The following is a 21548-nucleotide window of genomic DNA, read 5'->3' as shown; positions in this document are numbered from 1 at the left end:
GACAGCAAGTCGCGTACCAGTCGAACGGATCTTGGCCCCAAGACTGAAGTGCGGAGCGCGTCGCAGAGCAGGCTCGAAGATTCTCGATGCGCTGACGACCATCATGTGGGATGCGCACGCCAAGCGTCGTATGGAGCCCACAGCTGCTGCGCTATGTTCGCTCCGTGCCCCTGACCCCGAGCGCTCCCCGTCTTCGATACGAAACCACCGGCCCTGAAGCCGCCCCGCGAGTCTTGCTCGTGATGGGATACGGGATGCGGGGTCGGGTGTGGCAGCCGCAGATCGACGGCCTGGGCAAAGATCATCGGCTGGCTTGGTTCGACGCCCGCGGAATCGGCGACAGCGACCGGCCGCCGGGCCCGTGGACCATGGCGGACATGGCTCACGACGCGAGCCGGGTGCTCGATGCCTTGAACTGGAACGAGCGCGTCCACCTGGTGGGGGTGAGCATGGGTGGCATGGTCGCGCAGCACCTGGCGCTGGCGGAGCCCGAGCGGCTGTCCACCCTCACGCTGATTGCCACCACGCCGGGCGGCGTCCTGTCCAAGCTGCCGACACTGCGAGGCATCTACTACTTCGCCCGCGCGAACCTGGCCTCGCAGGCCACCCGTCGCGACGTCCTGGTCAAGCTCTTGTATCCGGATGCGTTCGTTCGCTCGACGGACCCCGAAGCGCTGGCCCGGCGGATGGAGCAACAGATGGGAGTGCGCGCGTCGCCGAGCACGCTCAGAGCGCAGCTAGCGGCCGTGACGCTCCACGACGTGCGCTCTCGACTCGCGGAGATAGAGCTGCCCACTCTCGTCGTCCGTCCGGGGCGAGACCTGCTGATGCGCCCGACCAACAGCGATCGCTTGGCCCGCGACATCCCGAACGCGCGACTGCTGGAGCTGCCGGAGGCGGGCCACGGAGTGGTGTTTCAGTGCTCCGACGAGGTGAATCGTGCGTTACGCGAGCACTTTCGCCGCCCGTGACGACCAGTGCTAAGGTCCGCCACACCATGCGTCACAGAGGAAAGCCGAGTCCGGCTGCTCAAAGGTATGCCGACCGCAAACAGCGGGAGGACGAAGCTCCTCGGCTTTCCGAGGCCGTTCCCGAGCTCACGAGCCTGCGTCTGAACATCGTGGACCAACCCAGCGGCGGTGGCTCTCAGGTCAAGTACACCCGGAAGATCGTGATCGAGCACGCCCCCGCGCTGTTCCTGCTGCCCTGCGGGGATCCCCGCTGCACGGAGAGCGAGCATGACGTCACCCACGCGATCATGCATGCGCTCGCGGCGCACGAGCTCGAGTTCACTGGAGACGATCCGTGCAGCGGCACCTTGGGCCTGGGGACCTGCTCGCGCGTGCTGCACTTCACGGGACAGGCGGAGTACCGGCCGGAGTGACTCGCGGTGCGCTCGCAGTTGCTCTCGTGGCATTGCTGCTGGCGGCACCACGCCTGCGGGCGGAAGAAGCGCCTCCCTGGTGCTATCCGGGCGACGGCATCGAAGAGCTGTCGCCCACGGTCTGCCACTTCGCGCCCAAGAAGAGCAGCCACGACACGCTGGTCGTCTTCCTGCACGGGCTCACCAAGGTCGGCACCCGCTGGCAGCACGACGGTGAGCGCACTCTGGTGCGCGGCGCCAACGCCAACGGCTTCGACGTGATCATGCCGCGGGGTCGCGTGCTCCGGGGCGATCTCTTCAACTGGCCCACTTCGGTGAAGGACCAAGCAGCGCTCGAGAGCGATGTCTTGGGGGAATGGCAAGCCGCCCGCGAGGCTCTGGAACAGCGAAACGGAAAGCCCTTCGAGAGAGTGTACGTGTGGGGCTTCTCCGCGGGTGCCTACTACGTTTCTTCCCTCGCCCTCCGAGGCAAGCTTCCGGTCGCGGGCTACGCCACCTTCGCCGGGGGCGCTGCGCCCAAAGGCTCCGCACGTTGGGCCCGCGGCACGCACCCCAAGCCGCCCATCTACGTGGGCTACGGCAAGAAGGACAAGAGTCGGAAGGATCCGATGCGCTTGGCGCACGAGCTCGCCGTGATGCACTGGCCGCGCAAGGTCGTGGAAAGGAAGAAGCTCGGCCACTCCATGACGGACGCGCAGATGCGAGAAGCCTTCCAGTTCCTTTCAAAGACCAGCTCCGGCAAGTAGAGTTTCAATGGTGTTGGCTCGGCGCGGAACCATGGGGCTCGTGCTGCTCGTCGTCGCGTGCAGCGGCGAAGAAGCGCCCACACCGAAGGCTTCCGGCTGCACCACGTTGGCGGCCAAGACGGTCGCCTGCGACTCGGGCAACTACGACTGGCACGGCCTGATCCCGGGCCCCGCGGAAGGGAGCTTCGACGCCGCGCTGAACGACCACGCCACGCGCCTCGAACGTCAGTTTCACGGGCTCAACGCCTACGGCACCCACGTCACGGCGGACCTGTCCGTCGCGCCCACCCGCACCGAAGATCGCCAGCTCATCACGGACTTCGTGGCCGGCAGCGAATGGGACTTCGAGTCCTTCGCCGGCCGCTCGGTGGTCAGCGCTGTCGACAGCTTCGGCAAGACCGCGGGCATGTATGCCGGCGCGGGCGTCGCGGCGGACGCGTTTCGCTATGCCACGCTTCGGGACCAGGGCGCCGCCTGCGACGACGTGGAGCGCGCCCGGCAGTACTTGGACGCGGACCTGGACGTGCTGCACATGGTCACCGCCATCACCGGCATCCCCGGCGGCCTGGCCCGCGGCTTCGCTCTGACGGAGCTCCCGGGGGAAGGCGCAAACACGACCACGCCGCTGTTCGACGGCAGCGGCGCGCCGCTGCCCACCGACAAGAACAACGGCACCTGGCGGCAGGACAACTCCGGCGGGGAGTTTCCGGGCGTGATCTGGGAGGACTCCTGCAGCCGCGACATGTACTCCGGCTGGGTGCTGGGTTACGCCTCGGCGTGGGAGGCGATCGCCAGGGATCCGGCCTTCGCCGAGGACAAGAAGCAGCGGCTCCAGGCCGATGCCCGGGCGCTCGGTCACGCCCTGATGGAAGTGGGGGAAGAGGGCTACGACCTCGAGATCAAGGATCCGGATGGCCGCCGCACCTATCACGGCATCCTGAACGAGAACTCCATCGACCGCTTGTACGTCGACGGCGCCCAGAACGGCTTCAACGGCATCCTCGCCGTCGGCATCGTCGCGGCGCTGGCGTACGTCTCCGAGGATCCGGAGCTGGACGCCTACCTGAAGAAGGATCTCCTCGCAGAGCGCGGTCTGCATCGGATGGCACGGGACAACATGCTGGGCGTCGATCTGGACGTGAAGTCCAACTACTCGTCCTACAACATGGCGTTCATCGGAGGCTGGCTCGGCACCCGCTACCTGTGTGACGAAGAGGCCCGCAGTGTGATCCGCGAAGCGGTGGAGACGTCCCTCTACGCCCGACCGGGCAAGGACCGGCAACCGCTGGAGCAGAAGCAGAGCTACTACGACCTCACCTACGTGGCGGCCCAGAGCGGCAGCAGCGCGTTCCGCGAGCCCGACGCAGCGGTGGACGAAGACGCGCTGGCCCGCGCGGTGGAGTCCCTGACCGAGCTCGCACCCCCGCCCTATTTCGCTCCCACGCGAGTGAACTGTGACGACGCCGAGATCGCCAGCGGTAGCTGCATTGCGGACGACGGAACCGAGCTCGAGCTCTTGGGCTACGTGGGCCGCGGGAACGAGCTGGTCGCCGCCGCGCCCCTGCCCATGCGCACGCGACCGCCCAGCAACTACTACTGGCGCAGCAATCCCTACGCCGTGGACTCGCCGTCGGATGGCTCTCCGCTGTACTCCGGCGTGGACTTTCGCGTGGCGTACTGGACGGCGCGCTACACGAAGCGCTGACTCACGCAGCCGACAGGATTGCGAGCGGGCTAATCCGCTCGCAGCGGAGAGGCCCTTTCAAGACGAGCTCCGTAAGGAACTGCCAGCTCCTGTACTGCAGCTCGTCTCGGCTGAGTACGGCCGATTGAATGGGGAGTCCGTGTGGGTTGTCACCTGCGAGACGCCAGGGAGTGGCGTGTTTCGGGTCGAGGTGCCTGTCGACGACCTTCCATATGACCATCCCGCAGTGGTTGCGGAGCGGGTGGCAGAGAAGCTCGCGGCATGAAGGAGCGTCGAGAACAAATCGGCGGGAGCGACGGACGGGCGCGCCGCCGTTGCCGCGTGTCGGTCGGGGCGGGTCAAGCGGCCGGAGGATCTGCAACGATAGCGACGTGAGACGAGTGCGAACGGACGACAGAATTCGACATCGCGAATGCGATTCTAGTTGACGAGCTTGCGGACGCTCCGCGCTCTCATTTCGCCGATCTCGTTCGCACAGCGCCTGCGCAGCGCACGTGCGCCCGATGGGCGCGCGTTCGAAACGAAATCGATCTTCGAAGTGCCCGCGCGCTCGAAAGCGCCTCGGCTGGGCGCTGAAGAAGGCGGAATTTCCCATGGTATGCCGGGGGAAACCACGGGGGTTGTCATGTCATCATCCAAAGCCATATCCGTAGAACTGTCTGCCACCGAGCGCACTTCGCTCTCGGCACTTCAAGACCTCTCCAATCGAGACCTCTGGTCCAGCGCGGTCGTGGCCAACGCCGGTCGTCGCAAAGCGATCGCGCAGTTGGTCGCGCACCTCGCCGAAATTGACCGGCGCGGTTTTGGATCAGCCAGCTGGTTGGAATGGTCGCGGCACGGGGTTGGGCCCCCGTGCGGGGCGTGGGGCGTAGCCCCACCGAGAATGCCGGCGGGGCCGGCGCCAACTGGCATCGAATGAGCGCAGGCGCGGGGCGCTGTCGGTCTGGACACGTAGTTGAACTGTATTCCTCCATGTACGACTTCTGCGTGCGCGGCCTCGGGATGAGCGAGGGCACGGCGTATCGCAGCATCGCCGGGGCGCGGGCAGCGCTTTCGTTTCCGCTGGTGCTTTCGCTACTCGCCGACGGGAACCTGCACCTTTCCGGGCTTTCGCTCTTGGCTCCGCGGCTCACTCGGGAGAATCACACCGCGCTACTGGAAGAAGCCGCCGGCAAGACGAGCGCGGGATTCGCGTGGTGCTCGCGCGCTGGTTCCAAGCCGGACGTCCCGGATCGGGTCAAACCCAGTGCCGGGAAGGGTCGCGGGCCGGTGTCGAGCCGCTCTCGGAAGGGCGCTTCGAGGTGCATTTCAGTGCCGGAGAGAGCCTGAAAGCGAAGCTCGAGCACGCGCAGGATCTGATGAGCCACGTGAGCCGAGACCTGGAGGTCGTGGTCGAGCGGGCGCTCGATGCGCTGATCCGCGAGCTTTCGAACAAGCGCTGGGGCAAGACGGACAAGCCGCGCCGCTCCCGCGGCACGAAGGCGGGCGAGCCCGGCCGTGCGGCCCGGCGCGAGGTGTACGAGCGCGACGGCGCCCAGTGCTGCTTCGTATCGAAGTCCGGTGTGCGCTGCACGGCGACGGCGTTTCTCCAGTACGACCACATCGAAGCCACCGGCATCGGTGGTAGCGATGGCGCCTCCAATGGTCGGGTGTACTGCAGGAGCCACAATTTGAATGCGGCCAAGAAGACCTTCGGCCGCGAGTACGTCGAAGAGAAGATTCGCCTTCGTCAGCGAAGGCGTTCAGACACCGAGGACGCTGCGGATGCGGAGGCGCGGGAGAAGCAAGACAAGCTCCTCTTGGCCCTCACGAGCCAAGGCTTCAAAAAGGCCGAAGCCAAGAAGGCGACGGAAAAGCTCGCCCGAGAAGCTCGCACCCTCTCGCTAGAAGAGCTGCTTCGGCGTGCACTGGCGCTGCTCGTTCCTCGCTGATTCCGCGCCGAACCGACAAGCTCCCGCTGGGAAGAATCGTCGCTGGGTCGCCGCTTGTGAGAGAGGACCGACTCAAGTGAGCACTGGGGTTAGTTCAAGCGCATCAACGACAGGTTCGCGCACGAGGTCGCCGACCTTGCTCAGGATCGCCAACCGCCTTCAGGCGTTTGAGGACTATGTCAGCGGTACGCTTCCCATCCCCGCACACGGAGACGAATTCTCCCTGTTTGGAACTGCCCCCAACAACGAGGGAATTGCTCATGCACTCGATCGCCTGCGCGTGGAGATCGAAGGCATTCGAATTGGGACTCGCCAGGGTGAGATGTCTTGCACCTTAATTCCGCACCCAGCGCACGCCCTATCACCCGCAAAGTCGGTTCTGTTGCATTCACTTTTGCGGCGCCACGATACGCAGCACCACGAACGCCTGGTGCTTGTCCGGGCTGAGCTTGGTCTCGGGAACGATGGCCATGCCTTCGGCGTGTTGGGCCTGGTGCAGCTCGCGCAGACGCTCGATGTCCGCGAGCAGCCGTGACCGGCTGAAGACGTCTCCGGGCTTCAACGTGATCTTCTTCAGGTAGGCGGCCTTGGTGGTCGCCAAGTCCCCCGCCACGGTGATCGAACCGATGGTGAACTTCGGACCCTCGTTCACGGCGACCTGCAGCGAAAGCGCGCCGTCCTTCACCGTGACCTCGGGCCCTTCCACCGTGGTCGTGACGAAGCCGCGGTCGAGGTACAGCGCCTGCAGATTCAACACGTCGCGCTCGAGCTCGGCATCGGAGAGCGGCTCGCCGTGCTTGGCGGTGATCAACGCGCGCAGTTCTTCCGTGGGCACGGCCTGGTTTCCCGTGATCGTCACCGTTCCCACCAAGAGCTGCGGGCCGCGATCCACGTGAACACACACGTCTACCCGGCTGTCCGGCAAGCGCACGCCCGTCACGCTCACCGTGGCCTGACGGTAGCCCTCGGCAAACCAGCGCTCTCGCACCTTCTCGAGCCCTTCCGAAAGAGCACCCTGGCGCAAGCGATCGTCCACGCCGAGGCCGAGGGCTGCGGCGATCTCCGTGCTGAACCCGTCTCCCTCTCCGAAGCTCGCGCGGACCACGGGCGCGCTCAGCACGCGGAACGTCACCGCCGGCGGCGCGCCGGCGGTCTCGACCACCACGTCTTCCACGTCGCCCAACGCCCACAGTCGCTCCACGTCCGCGCGCAGCAGAGCATCCGTGAGGACGTCCCCGGCTTTCAGCCTCACGGCCCCGCGGGCGCGGGCCAAGACGTCTTCCTCGGCCTCCACCTGGACGCTCTCGACCACGCCGCCGATGGCTCGGAACGCTTCGCTCACCGCGTCCGGCGCGTCCACACGCTCCAGCGCCTCGGGTTCCGCGTCGCACGCCACGGCCTTCTCGGATTTCGCCGGCGCGCGGATCGAGGAATCCACGCGCGCCGGCGATCGCGGCTCTTTTCCGGGCGTGCCGCCGCAGGCCACCACCAAGAGCGCCAGCCCTGCCCAGCCGCGCATCACGGCCGCACCCGAAGCACGATGTGACTCCGCTTGCGGAGCTCACCGAGCCAACGGCTACGCTCCGCCTCCAGCCGCGCCTCCACGCTGCCCCCGCGCTCGCTGGGCGCGGCGCGCATCATGCGCAGCTGCAAGAGCTTCGCCTCCAGCAGTTGGTAGCGAAGCTCTCGGCGATACGCCGCCTCGCTCATGCCCTCTTTCTGCACGAAGACCAGGAGCTGTTCCACGCTCTGTGCGTTCTGCTTCGCGACCAGCGCCAGGGCCCGGTCCACCTCACCCGTGCTCACGGACACCTGCAAGCTTCGCGCTTCTCTCTCGATCAGCTTGCGATCGATCGCGCGATCCACCAGCTGCTCGAACATGTCGCGACGCGCCGCCTCCCGCTTGGCCGCCGGAACGTCCTTCAGCTGTTTGCGCAGGATGACGGTGGCGCCACGAATGTCCGAGAGCCAGATCGGCTGCCCATCCACGGTGGCGACCACGCGCTCCACGGTGCGCGGCGCGCCCTCTGCAACGGCGGTAGAGAGCAGCAGCGGCAAGATCCAGCGTGCGGCGTTCATGGCGGCGTGAACCTTATCAGACGGCCTTGCATCCTCGCGCAGGCCGTTCCACTGCTGGCCCATGACGGACGTGATCGCAAGCCTGGACGCGTGGAAAGCCGCAGAGCCTGACGCGCGCCGCGGCGCCCTCGACGCGGTGGCCGGCAAGCTCGGAGCGCCGTGGAAGGCCACCACCACACCCCTGGGCGCGCACGGGCTGCTCGCGGTGCGCCACGACGATCTAGACCTTTCCCTCGTGGTCGTCCCCGGCGGTCGCTTTCAGATGGGAGTCACGGACGCGGAGCTCGAAGAGGTAGCGCGGCTCTTCGGCGGCCGCGGGGAAGAAGCGCGCTCCGTGCTCGATCCCTACGCGCGCCCGCTGCGGACCGTGACCCTCGCGCCCTTTTTGTTCGGTCTCCGTCCGCTTACCGTCGCGCAGTTCGACGCGCTCGCCAAAGGCGCGGGCCGCGAGGGCGGCAAGCCGGACACACCGGCCTACACCTATGGCAGCGGCGCCATCGCTGCGACGCGCGCCCTCGGTCTGCGGCTCCCGAGCGAGGCCGAGTGGGAGTACGTCGCCCGCGAAGGCGGCGCGCGCCGCTGGCTGTGCGCCCCCTTCGACGAGCCGAGCTTCGCTCTGGACGCGCCGATCACGGAGCCCAACGCCTTGGGCATCGTGATCGGCGACGTGGAAGCCGTCGCCGACGGCGAGCACCTGAGCTACCAGGGCGCCCCCGCCGACAACGCGCCCTGGGAGCCCCCGGCGGACGCCGCCGTCATGGGCCGCGGCTGCCACAACTGCTGGCAAGACGAGATCGAAGCCATCAACCTGCACGTCGCCAAGCGCGCCCCGTTGAACCCCGACGGGCCCTGCTTCTGCCGCCCCGCGCTCTCGCTCTGACGGCGCGCCGCGAGCTCCCGCGGCGGACCAACAATAGAAGACTGATGGCGCCGGGGAACGAGGCTTCAGTGCAAGCCGTGCATCATGCGTTTCAACTTGGGTGACAGCATGAGCACGATGAGACCGGCGCACACCGGGGCTATGACCAGCACCAGGAAGAAGTCCGCCTTGCCACCGAGGAGCACGAAGTACGCGCCCTTCTCGATCTTGGACGAGTAGGCGAACAAGAAGCCGGCGATGAGATTGGACACGGCGTTGGACGTGAACCAGATGCCCATCATCAGCGAACGAATCTTCACCGGAGAGAGCTTGGTCACCATGCTGAGCCCCACCGGAGACAGGCACAGCTCGCCAAAGGTGTGGAAGGTGTAGGCCAAGAGCAGCCACTGCGGCCCCGCCTTGGAGCCGTCCGCCACCTTGAGACCGGCGATGACCATGAACACGTAGCCGATGCCGAGCAGGATGAGCCCGATGCCGAACTTGGTGGGCGTGCGGGGGTGCATGCCGCGCTCTTCGAGCCAGGTCCACAGCCAGGCGAACACCGGCGCGAACAGCACGATCACCATCGGGTTCACGGACTGGTACCAGGTGGCCGGAAACTCGAAGCTCCCCACGAAGCGGTTGGTATTCTCCTTGGCGAACAGGTTCATGCTGGAGCCGGCCTGCTCGAAGGCAGCCCAGAAGAAGATCACGAACACGGCGAGGATCAGGATCACGCCGATGCGTTCCCAGTTCACCTTGGAGAGCGGGCGATCCGCGACCTCCGAGGCCTTCTTCATGTCGCGCTCTTTGGAGCCGCAGTCCGGACACGGCTCGCCTTCCGCCAAGTCGCCCAAGAGCAGGTGGCACTTCTTGCACACCAGCTCCTCCGGCTCGTTCTTGCCGAGCTCCTTGGAGGTGGCTGCCTCCTTCGGCGAGAGACCAATGCCCTGCAGGTACTTGGGGCGCAGGAACTGGTAGACGATGAGGCCGACCACCATGCCCACGCCGGCGGAGCCGAAGCCCCAGTGCCAGCCCACCTTCTCGCCCAGGGTGCCGGCGATGAGACCGCTCATGAAGGCACCGACGTTGATGCCCATGTAGAAGATGGTGAAAGCCGAATCGCGCCGCGGATCGTTCTCGCCGTAGAGCTGCCCTACCATCACGGACACGCACGGCTTGAAGAAGCCGGTACCGATGATGATGAACACGAGGCCCAGCATGAAGGTGGCCTCGGCGGTGCGACCGACCCCGAAGATCTCACTGATGGCCAGGGTGAAGTGACCGAGCGCGATGATCCACCCGCCGGTGAGCATGGAGCGGTGTGTGCCGAGAAACTTGTCGGCGATCCAGCCACCGGCCACCGGCGTGAGGTACACGAGGGCGGTGTACAGACCGTAGAGCTCGCCCGCGCTCTGCTCCGACCAACCGAGGCCGGGGTTCTTGCCGTCGATCTTGGAGACCAGGTACAGCACCAACAGAGCGCGCATGCCGTAGTAGCTGAAGCGCTCCCACATCTCCGTGATGAACAGCACCCACAGGCCTTTCGGGTGCTTGTGCGGATATGCGTGCGCTGTCGCCTCGGCGGTCGTCATCCTCGGTCCTCCTCCGGCCTCGGGCCGGCGCGCTAACTTAGATCGAGAATGGTTCGAGCTGGCCAGCGAAACGTGCGCTATCTTCCGCGCGCCGATGCCCCCGAGCCCTGAAAACGGCCAATCCGCGAGCGCGCATGCCCTGGGGAGCGGCGCGCTCATCGTCACGCCCACCTACAACGAACGCTACAATCTGCCGCTCTTCTTGCGCGCGACGCTGGAGGTAGCGCCGGGCGCGCGGATCCTGGTGGTGGACGACGCGTCTCCAGATGGCACCGGGGACGTCGCCGACGAGCTCGCGGCGGAGGACCCGCGTATCTCCGTGATGCATCGTGCCGGCAAGCTCGGCTTGGGCACGGCCTACGTGGAAGGCTTCGCCCAAGGCCTCGCGGAGGGCTTCGAGCGGTTCATCGAGATGGACACGGATCTGTCTCACGACCCGAACTACCTGCCGGCGTTCTTCGCCGCCTTCGACCGCGGCGCGGACGTGGTGATAGGCTCGCGCAACGTGAGTGGTGGCGGCGTGGAAGGCTGGGGCGTCGGACGGCACGTGCTGAGCAAGGGCGGCTCGCTCTACGCTCGCACCATCTTGGGCGTGAACGTGCGGGACCTCACCAGCGGCTACAAGGGCTATTCACGGCGCGCGCTGGAAGCCATCGATCTTTCGAGCGTACACTCCAACGGCTACTCGTTTCAGATCGAAACCACCTTCCGCGCGCTGCGCAAAGGCATGCACGTGGAAGAAGTACCCATCGTGTTCGTGGATCGACGCGCGGGCGAGAGCAAGATGAGCCGCCGTATCTTCGCGGAGGCGGTGGTCATGGTGTGGAAGCTCAGAATGGCGGCCCTCAAAGGAGAGCTCTGAGGGCGGTGCGGCCGAGCTTTCGACGCTGGCCACGCTCTCTGGCGCTCGGGCTTCTGTGTCTGCTCGCGCTCAGCTACTCCACCATGTATTCCGCGGTGAGCGTTCCGAACGAGCGCTCCCGGGTGTACCTCGCGGTAGCCATGGTGGAGGAGCACAGCTTCACCATAGACACGAGCTACGCCCGCTTCGGTCGCATCTTGGACACCGCCAGCCACGACGGGGGTCTCTATTCGGACAAGGCGCCCGGCTCGAGCTTCCTGGCGGCAGGGGTGTATCTCGTCGCCAAGCATTTCCAACCCGCACAGAGCATCGAGTCGCTGATCTTGCTGATGCGCCGGGGGTTGATGATCCCCCTGGGGCTCCTCGGCTTCTTTGCGCTGCGAGCGCTGTTGCGACGCTCGGGCGTCCTCGACCCGTGGGTGGATCTCGTGAGCCTGGGCTGGATGCTCGGCAGCTCCGCCTTTCACTACAGCACCGCGTTCTACGGCCATCAGATCGTCGCCGTCGCGCTGATCGCCGCGCTCGCCTTGGTGCTGCGCGCCGAGGACGGCATCCCGCGATCGCGCGCCGGCCCCATGCTGCTCGCCTTCGCCGCCGGCGCCTGCGCCGGTGTGGCCGGGCTCACGGAGTACCAAGCCGGCATCCCCGCGGCGTTCCTGGCGCTGTACGTGGTGCTGGGACCCCTCGGGCGCCGGCCCCTCGGCGCGCTCGCCTTCGCTCTCGGCGCGCTGCCGTTCCTGCTGCTCCTCGGCTTCTACAACGACACCTGCTTCGGCAGCCCCTTCGCGCTCTCCTACCAGCACCTCACCAACAAGGCCTTGGCCAGCATTCACGACCAGGGCATCGGTGGCGTTACCGTACCCCGGTGGTCCGCCTTCAACGGCGGCATCCTGAGCCTGCACCGCGGTCTGATCACCACCTCGCCGATGTTCTTGTTCGCCGTGCCCGGGGTGGTCGCGCTGTGGCGAAAGGAAAGGCGCCGCCTGGCGCTGCTGGTCGGGCTCACCTCGCTGTACTTCGTGCTGTTCATCTCCAGCTCGAACATGTGGGTGGCGGGTTGGGGCTTCGGTCCGCGGCTGCTGGTGCCGGCGATGGGATGGATGTGCGTCTTGGTCGCCCACGGCGCGCAGCTCCTGGGCGGACGTTTCTGGGCGGACGCGTTTCTGCGCGGCGCCGTGCTGACGGCGATCCTCTATCACCAGCTGGTCCACGCCTTCTTCCCGGAGCCGCCGAACGACGCCAAGAATCCGCTCCTGGACGTGGTGTTCGAGCTCGGCCGCTCGCACCTGGTGGCGCCCAACCTGGCGGAGCCGCGGCTCACGGGGCTCTGGAGCCTCGTCCCCCTGGTGGTCGTGATCGGCGCGGCCCTCCTGTTCGTGATGTTCCGCCGCGGACCACCGCGCCCGTGGTTCGCTCGCGTCGCGCTTCCGTTCACCAGTCTTTCCGTGCTGGGCTTGCTCGCGCTGTACGTCGCCCTCGCCGGCCCGTCCTACGACGCCGTCCAGCGCCACGCGTTTCGCGTCTACGTTTCCAAGCTGGAACCAGGGCGCTTGCGCCCCTGACGGCTGTCGGACCATAGTCCCGAGCCGGCATGGCTCTCGTCCTGCAAAAGCTGGCGGCGCTTCCCAAGCGGGCGCTGGAGGCCGTGGTCCTCAAAGAGGCGGAGGCCCGCGCCAAGAGCTATCGCCCAGAGCAGAGCGAAGGCGTGCATCAGCTGTGGCACGCCGCCGTGCGGCGCATGCGCGCCGCGCGCGACCTGCGCAACGCGAGCAACGTGGCGGCCGCGGGCACGCTGTATCGCGAGGCCGGTGTGCTCACTGCTCGCGCCGTGGCCTTGGCCGCGGGGGAGTCCTTTGCGGACGCCGCCGCGTGGCCGCGCGTGCGCGAGCTTGCGGAGCAGGGCGCGCTGCCGCGCACGCCGCCGAGCGCCTTCGCGGATGGCGAGCCCTTGGACGAAGCGCAGGATCTGGCCGAGCAGACGGACGCATTGTTGCTCGATGCGGTTCCGCCCGTGGTCGCCCGGCAGCGTCTCGATCGCATCGACCGCGCATTGGTGCTGCTGCTCCAGGGCGTGGAGCCCCGCTCGCCGAAGCAGGTACGCCGCTCGCGCATCCTTCGCATCGCGACATTGGCATTGCTGATCATCGCCGCCATCGTGGGTCTCTTCGCGTGGCTCCTGGCCCCCAAGAACGTGGCCCTGGGCAAGCCCACCCTGGCCTCCAGCTATTGGCCCGGCAGCGCCACCGCCGAAGCGCTGGTGAACGGACAGGACGAGAGTCCCTGGGGCTCCGCCACGGGTCAGGAAGACGGCTGGTTCCGTGTGGATCTCCTCGCGCCGCATCGCATCGATCGCGTGGTGGTCACGAACCGCAAGGACAACTACGCCTACACCACGACGCCCTTGGCGGTGGAGCTGTCGTCCGACGGCGAGAGCTTCCAGGAAGTGCGCCGGTTCACCGGTCGCGGTGGCGAAGGACAGCGCTGGGTGTACCGCGGGGATGGCCAGGTGGCGCGCTTCGTGCGCGTGCGTAACGTCGCCGGCCACGGGATCGCTTTGTGCGAGATCGAGGTCTACGGGCCCGCGAAGTGAACCTTCGCCGGCTCGGCGCGCATCCCCGACGCTTCCTGGCCGAAGCGTTCGCCTGGCTCTTGCCGCTGATCGTCGTGCTGGAGCTGGTGGGCACCACCTTCGGCGACGCGGTTCGTTCCACGTTGGGACTCCTGCTGCTGTTCTTGGGCATTTTTTGGCTTTCACCCGCGGAACCTCGCGCCGCCGCGGCACCGCCACCGCGCTGGGCGCGCATCACGGCCATCGCCTTGGGCGCCGTGTGCTTGCTCGCGGGCGCCCTGGCCGTCGGCGTCGGCGTGCTGCGCATCTTGGAGCCCAAGAAGATCCCGATCACGGAGCTGCCGCTCTTTCTCCGCGAGCGCGAGGGGTACCTGCTCTTGCCGCTGCTCGCGGCGTGGCCCCTCGCGCTCGGGCCGCGGCTGATCCGCGGGCGACGCGACGCTCGCGACCACGAACGCGTGGGTCTCGGCATCGCCCTCGTGTTCCTCGCGCTCTTGGCGCAGAAGTACCGAAACCAAGGGCTCTTCGTGTTGCCCTACGACAAGCCCTGGCTCGGGACCGTGCTCGTGGTGCTGGCCGTCGTGCTGGGCTCGTTGATGGTGGTACCCAAGGTGCCGCCCCTCGCCCGTTTCGCGGTGATCGTGGCGGCAGGGGTCACGCTGCGCTGGATCGGGCTCTCCACCTGGCAGATCGACCCCGGCGTGCGGGACATGTTGCCCTTGGTGAAGAGCGCGCAGGACGCCTTTTTCTCGGGGCACAATCCCTACGCGTTCCACCAGATGCAGCGGGGCAGCGTGGTGCCCCTCACCTACCTGCCCGGCATGTGGCTCGGCTGGGGCGTGCCCCGCTTGGCGGGACTCGACTTTCGGGTGTGGGGCATCGTCGCGGACGTCGCCGTGGCCGTCGGCCTGTGGTGGGCCGCGGGACGCGCGGACGAGCCCCAGCGCTCCTGGGGACGCGGCATCGCGGCGGGCTTCGCCGCCGCGTGGTTCTTCTCGCCGAGCCTGATGTGGAACGGCATCTACGCAGAGCCCCACGCCTGGTGGGGCGTCCTCGCGGTCGTACTCGCCGCGCTGCTCCGGCGACGCTGGTGGCTGGCGATGGCGGCGCTGGGGGTGGCCCTCGCTACGCGCCACTTCGCGTTGGTGCTGGTGCCCTTCGTCACCATCGCGTTGATCCGCGACGTCGGTTGGCGCGCGGCGGTGCCGCGCCTGGCGCTGACCGGCGCAGTGGCTGCCGTGCTCCTGGTGCCCTTCGTGGCAAGGGATCCGGACACCTTCTGGTTCGGCACCTTCCACTGGCTGGTGGAGTACGGCCCGGTGCATCAGTCGTGGTTCTGGGAGAAGTACGGCTTCTCCGGACCGCTCTACAAGGCCCACGCCACGGAGTGGATGCCCCGCGCACAAGCGGCCATCGTCGTTCTCATGGCACTGGTGGCCACCCGTGTCCGTGGTCCTCGCAAGATGATCGCGCCGCTCGGGACGGCCTACGTGGTGTTCGTGATGTTCAACGGCATCATCTGGGACAGCTTCTACCTGGGCGCCGCGCTGTTCGCCGCCTTTGCCGCGGCGGGCGGCGCGCCGGCAGGGCCCCACGCGTTGCCCCAGACAGCGCCGCCCGGGCGGCGACGCTTCATCGCCGGCGGCGTCGTGCTTGGCGCAGCCGCTTTCGCGGGGCTCTGGCTCTTGTGGTCGCTGCGCGCGGCGACGAGCAAGGTCGGCGAAGCCGACGCGCGCGCCCACTTGGAACAGACGCTGGCGCCGGGTCAGGCGTACGTGGATCTGTCGAGCTATCGCCTGGCCTTCGTGCGGGGCAGCTTGCTGCTGCCGCGCACCGCTGCGCGGGTGGGTACCTCGCTGTTCGACCCGCGGCTGGGCTTCGCCGGCATCTTCGGTTTCGATCGCGCGACGGTCGTGTTGCGCCACGCGCGGGACGAGAGTGCCGTGGCAGAGCTGCTCGCCGCCGGTGTGCCGCGAGATGACGTCCGTTTCGGGAGGTTCCGCGTTGCCACGGCAAACCAGCTGAAGCTCGAAAGAAGGCTGTCGGCAGAGCCGTTCGGCGTCACCTTGGCGGCTTCACCGGGCGCGCCGCCGGAAGCGCTGCCGAAGAACGGCACCGCGTTCGCGTCTCCGAGCATCACCTTCGTGCAGGTGGTGCCCAAGAACTGTCGCATCGAAGGCGCGCTGCGCCCCATGCTGTACGCACACCCGGCGGCCGGTGGTGAGCTCACGGTGGCGTGGAACGACGTCGAGCTCGGCCGAGCCCTGGCCATCGTGGGTGGGCTGGAAGACAGCGCCGTGGTTTGGGGTCGTGCGGCGGTGGACGTTCGCGTGCGGCTCGACGCAAAGGACTCCGGACGTCTTCACTTGAAGAACCTTCCGTACGAGTATGTCACGGTGGTGGATACTTCGAAGCTCGGGCCCGGCAAGCATCGCGTGGAGCTGACGTTGACCACGGCCAACGACAATCAACGGCTCACCTGCGTCGACGGCTACGTCCTCAGATGAGCCGCGTCCACGAAGCACTCACCCTGCCGTGCTCGGGCTGCGGCGCACCGCTTCCGGTCGATCCCACGGCGGGGCATGCCTTCTGCGGCATGTGCCACGCATGGCGCGAGGTTCCGCCGGAGCTCCGGCAGCGGGCCTGGGCGGTGGTGCGGGCCCACTGGGAAGCGCAGGCCCAAGAGCGCATGCACCACGACCGCGCTCTTGCCGAACGCCAGCGCGCGAGCATGCAACGCCTGCACGGCGTCGTGGCGCTGGTGGTCATCGGCCTCATCGTCGTCGCCGTGGGCGCGAACCTGGTGCTCGGTTTTGCGACGCGAGGTGCCGCAACTGCCGAGAGCGGTGACCCCATCGCGATCTTCGGCGTGCTGGTGCGCACGGTGGTGATGGTCGGCGTGGTGGTGGTGTTCGCCCTCAACGCCTACGCGGTGTTTCGCTTGTATCAGCGACACCGGGCCCGAACCGGACGCACCGCGTCCAAGGATTGGTTCCAGAGCGACCGCACCGTACCCGCGGTGTGTGGCTCCTGCGGCGCGCCGCTAGCCTTCGCCCCGGGGGAGCAGAGCGTCACCTGTGGGCACTGCCGCACGGTCGTCGTCGCCTCGGCGCGGCAAGGGGATCGCCTGATCGAAATCGCCCTGGAGCGAAGCCAGCTCGCCGCCCTCGAGGCCGCCCGCTCCGAGCGAGCACGCGTGAAGGCGGAGCTCGGCTCTCGCCGCAACACGGCACTGATGGTCGCGCTGCTTTCGTGGGGCGCGTGCTGCGCGGTGCTCACGCCGGCATTGCTCGTGGCCTACACCCTGCGCACCATCACCCGCAGCGCCGAGCAGCAAATGTTGGATCTGGCGCGCGACCTGCGCGGCGACTTCCGAGCCGGCGTGGAAGGCCTCTTCGAGTGGCTCGACAGCTACTGGATCGGGCAGGCGCCGCCGGAGCTCGTCGCCGTTCCCAAGGGAAAGGCAGCGCTGTTCGGAAGCCGCTGGTCGGTGTTCGCCGTGTACCACGACCGCCCCGTGCTGGTGCTGGCCTGGACGGGCATCACGGACCGCTTCCTGCGCCCCTTCGTGCTGCTCGCGCGCCCGCGGCAGCGCTCGCCGCAGACGCTGTCCCGCGCGGCCGCGTCGCCCGCCGCAGCGCGCCTGCGCGAGCTGGGCTTCGAGTACGTCCTCGACTATCCGGGCGTGGCCCTGCGCGGTCCGCGGCTGTCGCCGGAGCGGTTCACCGCGGAGCGCGTGACGGAGCTCGCCCGCGCCGCCTACGAGCTCGCGGAAGAGCCGTAACCTCCTCCTGCCGGGGGATGTTGGTGCGGCGCGAATCCCGTCGCGACACGAGTATCGCGGCTCCGTGGCTCCAGGCTCGGCGCCCAGATAGCGGGGGCGGGCGCGGAGGCGAGCTTTTCATGATCGATGAGAATCCTCCCAGGCAAGAAGAAGATCGTCTCGCCCGAGAGCGGGATGGCCGGTCTCTTGCCAATGCGGGGACGCGGCGCCTGGCGCGCTGCGCTGGCAGGCAAGGTTTCCGCGACGCAACCTTACGGAGGCCGCCCGGAACCGAGCGCCGCGTCATACAAAGCGTCCACGTCGAGCGTGGCACTCAACGACTCGAGACACACGCTTTCGCCCGACCCGGCGATCGTCCGGATCCATTCGTCGTCTGGCGTGCGCCGACGAATCTCGATCGTTCGCTCCCGATGGGACACGAGCACGTACTCCTGGAGTGTCGGGACACGACGGTAGTGGAGCTCGAACTTGTCCCCGCGGTCGTAGTCCTCCGTGCTCTTGCTCGTTACCTCGACGAGGGCGATAGGGTTGATGACGGTCTGCCCTTGAACGTCCTCCGGATCGAGCTCCGCATCACCGCAAATGACGGTCGCGTCCGGATACGTCGCCTTGCCCGTCTCGAGCACGCGGACCCGCAGGTCCGAGGTGGCGATTCGGCAGGGGCCACCTCGAAGCTGCACGCCGAGCTCCGTGATAACGCCGCTGCAAAGCAGCGCGTGCTCCAGCGTGCCTCCGGCCGTCGCATAGATCTCCCCCTCCAGGTACTCATGCCGGACGTTGCTGTCCGCCTCGAGAGTCAGGTAGTCCTGGTAGGTATAGCCGTGGAGTCGGCGGGCGACGTTCACCCACGCAAGATAGCATGCGGTCGGCTTTCGGCCTCGGAGCGGAACTTCCATGGCGGTCTGACGTATTCTGCAGCCCGATGAAGCCCGGACACGCGAGCCAGACGGCCGTGATGGTGGCGATGGGCCGCGCCATCGCGCATCGCTCTTCGACGCTGCCGCTCACGGATCCGACGGCGCTGCCGCTGCTGCCGGACGACGCACAAAAGCAAGTCGAACGCTTCGAGCCGACGGTTCCTCCCAAAGGCGTCCGCGCGCGCTTCCGGTGGGAGCACCTCAGGCGGCAAGCGCGGATGATGACCGCGCGGACCATCGCCCTCGACGACGCCATCCGTCAGGCCGCCGCGCCGCAGCTCGTGATCTTGGGCGCCGGGCTCGATGGCCGGGCGTGGCGCATGGCGGAGCTCGCGCCCGCAACCGTGTTCGAAGTGGATCACCCGGACTCCCAGCGCGACAAGCGCGCCCGAGTTTTCGGACTCAGCCGTGCGGCGCGGGACGTCCGCTTCGTTTCCGTCGACTTCGCCAAGGACGATCTCGAGCAGTCCCTGGCGGCCGCGGGCCACGACCCGAGCTTGCCGACCACCTGGCTCTGGGAGGGCGTAGTGATGTACTTGGACGCCGCGGCCATCGACGCCACGCTCTCCGTGGTGAAGCGACGCTCTGCCGTGGGCAGCCGTATCGCCGTCGTCTATCACAGCCCGGGCCTCTTGCTGTGGCTGGTGCGCCCCATGGTGCGCCGTCTGGGGGAGCCGATCCGTTCGGTCCACACGCCGGAGGGCATGCGCCGGCTGCTCGAGAAGCACGGCTTCGAAGTGACGCGCGATCAGGGCTTGCCGGAGCTCGGGCGGGCCATCTCCGTGGACGTCGCCGAGGCGACGCGCATCATGAAGCACATTCGACTCGTCGTGGCGGACCGGCGCGGCGCTCCGTGACCGCGCCGGACCAACAATCTAACGGAACTCGGCCTTCACTTCCGGCTTCATCAGCACGATGAGCGCCCAGATGCCAAAGGGCAGGCCCAGGATGCAGCAGATGTAGAAGGTGCACGGAAGGAGCGCCAAGATCGCCGATGTCATCGCGAACGGGTAGCTCTTGAGGTCCTTCATCTTGAGAGCGCCGAAGAACGCGACGCCGGCGATGATCATCCACACGCCGTACATCGCCGCGCCGATCACGCCACCGAGGATGCCGCCCATCGCGTCGCCGCCGGAGCCGGCACCCAGCACGCTGAGGCCTCCGGCGAACAGCACCATCACCGTGGCGAACAGGTACCAGAGGAAGGCGAGACCGGAGACGACCATCAACGCGATGGCCGGACCCATCACCTGCTGCTTGGCCCATTCGTGACCGCCGGGCGGACGAACGCCGGGAGCGCCGTAGCTGCCGGCGGGAGGCGGGGCAAAGCCACCGCCAGGGGGGGCGTAGCCTCCGGGCGGCTGTCCATAGCCACCCGGCGGCTGTCCATAGCCACCGGGCGGAGGTCCGTAGGGCGGAGGTTGCATGTTGCGGTAAGAGGACCCGAGCCGGCGCGGGCTGTCAATCCGCTGGACGCCGCACGTAGACGTCGAAATCCTCGATGGTCGTGACCATCTCGAACTGGTCCTTGATGAGGTCGTCGAGCTCCGGGAACGTGGAGAGCGCCTCGGCAGAGTCGTAGTCGTCACCGGTGACGAAGCTGAAGCGATCTCCGTGCTCCACCACGATGGCCTCGGGCGGATTCGCGCTCAGATCGTCCATCAGCTCGCGGCGAGCACGCTCGCGCTCCCACTGCACGCGTTGAGCGACGTCGTAGATGAAGCGGGAAGCCGGCTCTCGGTCCGACATCCAATAGATGCCCGGCTCGAAGCCCCACACGAAAATGCGCGCCCCCGGTCGAGTGCGGCGAGCAACGTCCAGCGCCACTTCGCGGTCGGCGTCGAGGTTGTAGTCCGCCACCTTGTAGAGCTCGCGATCCAGGAGCTCTCGCGAGTGGATGCCGGATAGGTGCAGCAAGTACCCCGTGCGCAAGATGGACCGATCCCAGAAGGAACCGAGATCGCGCACGGCAATGCGCATGCTGGCGGCGACCACGATGAACGAGGCGTATGCCAAAATGCCGCCGGCCCCGCCGGCGAGCACCCGCCGCCACAGCTTGTAGAGGCCCAGACCCGCGATGAACGCGACCAGCGGCAACGTGGCGGCGTAGTGATACTGAAAGAACTTGCCTTGCATCGCGATGCCCGCGAGGTGCACGGAGATCACGCCCAGCAGCAGGAAGATGCCTTCCCGCTCGCGGCTGTGCATCGGGCGGATCACGATGGCGGCGATCACGCCGGCGGCGGCAAGGGCCGAGAAACGAAAGAACACTTCTTCCAGCGCCCAGTAGAACATCTCCGCCGCGCCCCGCCCGCTCCAGCCGAGCTTGGTGTACCCCGGAGTGAACTCGAACATGGTCCAGTACAGGGCATCCCAGGCGCCCCGAGCTCGAAACCAGAGCGCCACCAGGGCGATGGGCACGAAGCTCGCGAGGCCGACGACGACAAAGGGCCACAGCGCGCTCAGTCGCTCGCCGGTGCGGCGATACTCCCCGCGTGCGAGGTAGGCGGCGCACACGATGGCGCCGCCGCCCAGGGGCGGCTTGAGCAGGAAGGCCGCGCCGAACAGCATACCCACGAGCGTCCAGCTGAGCACGCGCCGCTTCTGCCCCACGTCGCCCACGGTGAGCACCAAGGCGGCCACCGTGAGGTACGCGCCGTAGGTCTCCGGCTGACCCGTGTGCCAGAACTCGAGCTGCGCGTGGATCAGCGCAGCCAGTGCGCCGCCGATCACGCCGACGCGGCGCGAGCCGAAGAAGGATCCGGCCAGCGCTCGGAAGCCGAACACCATCGCCACGAGGCCAATGACCTCGAGCAGCCGCGACGCCAGCATGGTCTTGCCGAACGCCGCCTGGGCCAGGGCGTAGACGAGATAGATGCCGGGCGGCTTGAAGTCCCAGACGTCTCGGTACGGCATCTTCCCGTGCAGGATGCCGTCCGCCACCACCGCGTAGATGCTCTGGTCCCGCCCGAAGGAGAACAGCAGCACCTGCGCAGCCGAGAGCACGATCACCGCCCAGCACGTCACCGTCAGCCAAGCATCCGGGTCGATGCTGCGCTCGCGGGGCATGGTTTCCGCCGGCGGCGGAACGGACGCGCTCGGCATGCGGGCGACACG

General features: G+C 67.6%; 19 protein-coding genes. 13 read left to right on the top strand and 6 right to left on the bottom strand.

Translation table 11 applies throughout. The features are described 5' to 3' along the window. Positions 1 to 254 precede the first annotated feature (254 nt). From H6717_21620 to H6717_21595, 6 genes are all read left to right on the top strand, one after another. Positions 255 to 971, top strand: coding sequence for an alpha/beta fold hydrolase (locus H6717_21620; GenBank protein ID MCB9579643.1), 717 nt, complete (start codon positions 255 to 257; stop codon positions 969 to 971). A 26-nt stretch (positions 972 to 997) separates the two neighbouring features. After that, entirely contained in the window at positions 998 to 1384 is a 387-nt protein-coding gene (locus tag H6717_21615) for a hypothetical protein (GenBank protein ID MCB9579642.1), read from the top strand. Further along, positions 1381 to 2130: a hypothetical protein gene (locus H6717_21610; protein MCB9579641.1), complete on the top strand. Its 750-nt coding sequence runs from the start codon at positions 1381 to 1383 to the stop codon at positions 2128 to 2130. Before H6717_21615 ends, H6717_21610 begins: the two co-directional genes overlap by 4 nt. Before the next feature lie 10 nt (positions 2131 to 2140). Continuing rightward, positions 2141 to 3835 (top strand): hypothetical protein, encoded by a 1695-nt coding sequence (locus H6717_21605; GenBank protein ID MCB9579640.1) that lies wholly within the window; start codon positions 2141 to 2143, stop codon positions 3833 to 3835. A 972-nt stretch (positions 3836 to 4807) separates the two neighbouring features. After that, entirely contained in the window at positions 4808 to 5164 is a 357-nt protein-coding gene (locus H6717_21600; GenBank protein MCB9579639.1) for a hypothetical protein, read from the top strand. Beyond that, a complete protein-coding gene (locus H6717_21595) occupies positions 5137 to 5766 on the top strand; it encodes a hypothetical protein (protein MCB9579638.1) in 630 nt (209 codons plus the stop codon). Before H6717_21600 ends, H6717_21595 begins: the two co-directional genes overlap by 28 nt. Positions 5767 to 6154: 388 nt before the next feature. Here the strand turns inward: H6717_21595 and H6717_21590 are convergent, their stop codons facing one another. Both H6717_21590 and H6717_21585 read right to left on the bottom strand, forming a co-directional pair. Further along, on the bottom strand, positions 6155 to 7288 hold the full coding sequence (locus tag H6717_21590) for a hypothetical protein (GenBank protein MCB9579637.1): 1134 nt from the start codon (positions 7286 to 7288) through the stop codon (positions 6155 to 6157). Then, on the bottom strand, positions 7285 to 7845 hold the full coding sequence (locus tag H6717_21585; GenBank protein MCB9579636.1) for a SurA N-terminal domain-containing protein: 561 nt from the start codon (positions 7843 to 7845) through the stop codon (positions 7285 to 7287). The genes H6717_21590 and H6717_21585 overlap by 4 nt, the downstream gene beginning before the upstream one ends. A 61-nt stretch (positions 7846 to 7906) precedes the next feature. On the opposite strand from H6717_21585, the gene H6717_21580 reads away from it, so the two are divergent. Beyond that, positions 7907 to 8725 carry an SUMF1/EgtB/PvdO family nonheme iron enzyme gene (locus tag H6717_21580; GenBank protein ID MCB9579635.1) on the top strand — a complete coding sequence of 273 codons (819 nt, stop codon included), beginning with the start codon at positions 7907 to 7909 and terminating at the stop codon, positions 8723 to 8725. A 65-nt stretch (positions 8726 to 8790) separates the two neighbouring features. Here the strand turns inward: H6717_21580 and H6717_21575 are convergent, their stop codons facing one another. After that, positions 8791 to 10299 carry a peptide MFS transporter gene (locus tag H6717_21575; GenBank protein ID MCB9579634.1) on the bottom strand — a complete coding sequence of 503 codons (1509 nt, stop codon included), beginning with the start codon at positions 10297 to 10299 and terminating at the stop codon, positions 8791 to 8793. Between the two features lie 94 nt (positions 10300 to 10393). On the opposite strand from H6717_21575, the gene H6717_21570 reads away from it, so the two are divergent. Genes H6717_21570 through H6717_21550 form a run of 5 tightly spaced genes read left to right on the top strand, consistent with a single transcriptional unit; the run spans position 10394 to position 17514 of the window. Continuing rightward, positions 10394 to 11161, top strand: coding sequence for a polyprenol monophosphomannose synthase (locus H6717_21570; GenBank protein ID MCB9579633.1), 768 nt, complete (start codon positions 10394 to 10396; stop codon positions 11159 to 11161). A 5-nt stretch (positions 11162 to 11166) separates the two neighbouring features. After that, positions 11167 to 12723 (top strand): hypothetical protein, encoded by a 1557-nt coding sequence (locus H6717_21565; protein ID MCB9579632.1) that lies wholly within the window; start codon positions 11167 to 11169, stop codon positions 12721 to 12723. A gap of 29 nt (positions 12724 to 12752) precedes the next feature. Continuing rightward, positions 12753 to 13751, top strand: coding sequence for a discoidin domain-containing protein (locus tag H6717_21560; GenBank protein MCB9579631.1), 999 nt, complete (start codon positions 12753 to 12755; stop codon positions 13749 to 13751). Continuing rightward, positions 13748 to 16237, top strand: coding sequence for a hypothetical protein (locus H6717_21555; GenBank protein ID MCB9579630.1), 2490 nt, complete (start codon positions 13748 to 13750; stop codon positions 16235 to 16237). Before H6717_21560 ends, H6717_21555 begins: the two co-directional genes overlap by 4 nt. Continuing rightward, positions 16234 to 17514 carry a hypothetical protein gene (locus H6717_21550; protein ID MCB9579629.1) on the top strand — a complete coding sequence of 427 codons (1281 nt, stop codon included), beginning with the start codon at positions 16234 to 16236 and terminating at the stop codon, positions 17512 to 17514. Before H6717_21555 ends, H6717_21550 begins: the two co-directional genes overlap by 4 nt. A gap of 251 nt (positions 17515 to 17765) precedes the next feature. Here the strand turns inward: H6717_21550 and H6717_21545 are convergent, their stop codons facing one another. Next, a complete protein-coding gene (locus H6717_21545; protein ID MCB9579628.1) occupies positions 17766 to 18410 on the bottom strand; it encodes a Uma2 family endonuclease in 645 nt (214 codons plus the stop codon). A 59-nt stretch (positions 18411 to 18469) separates the two neighbouring features. On the opposite strand from H6717_21545, the gene H6717_21540 reads away from it, so the two are divergent. Continuing rightward, the gene (locus H6717_21540) at positions 18470 to 19288 is read left to right on the top strand and encodes a class I SAM-dependent methyltransferase (protein ID MCB9579627.1); all 819 of its coding nucleotides are present in this window, start codon (positions 18470 to 18472) and stop codon (positions 19286 to 19288) included. A gap of 18 nt (positions 19289 to 19306) precedes the next feature. Here H6717_21540 and H6717_21535 read toward each other — a convergent pair whose 3' ends face one another. Both H6717_21535 and H6717_21530 read right to left on the bottom strand, forming a co-directional pair. Further along, complete coding sequence (locus H6717_21535; protein ID MCB9579626.1) at positions 19307 to 19858, bottom strand: hypothetical protein; 552 nt, start codon at positions 19856 to 19858, stop codon at positions 19307 to 19309. 34 nt (positions 19859 to 19892) lie between these two features. Continuing rightward, complete coding sequence (locus H6717_21530) at positions 19893 to 21536, bottom strand: glycosyltransferase family 39 protein (protein ID MCB9579625.1); 1644 nt, start codon at positions 21534 to 21536, stop codon at positions 19893 to 19895. Positions 21537 to 21548 lie beyond the last annotated feature (12 nt).

The organism is Polyangiaceae bacterium (assembly GCA_020633235.1).
GTDB lineage: Bacteria > Myxococcota_A > Polyangia > Polyangiales > Polyangiaceae > JACKEA01.
This window is presented reverse-complemented; position numbering and strand designations above follow the sequence as displayed.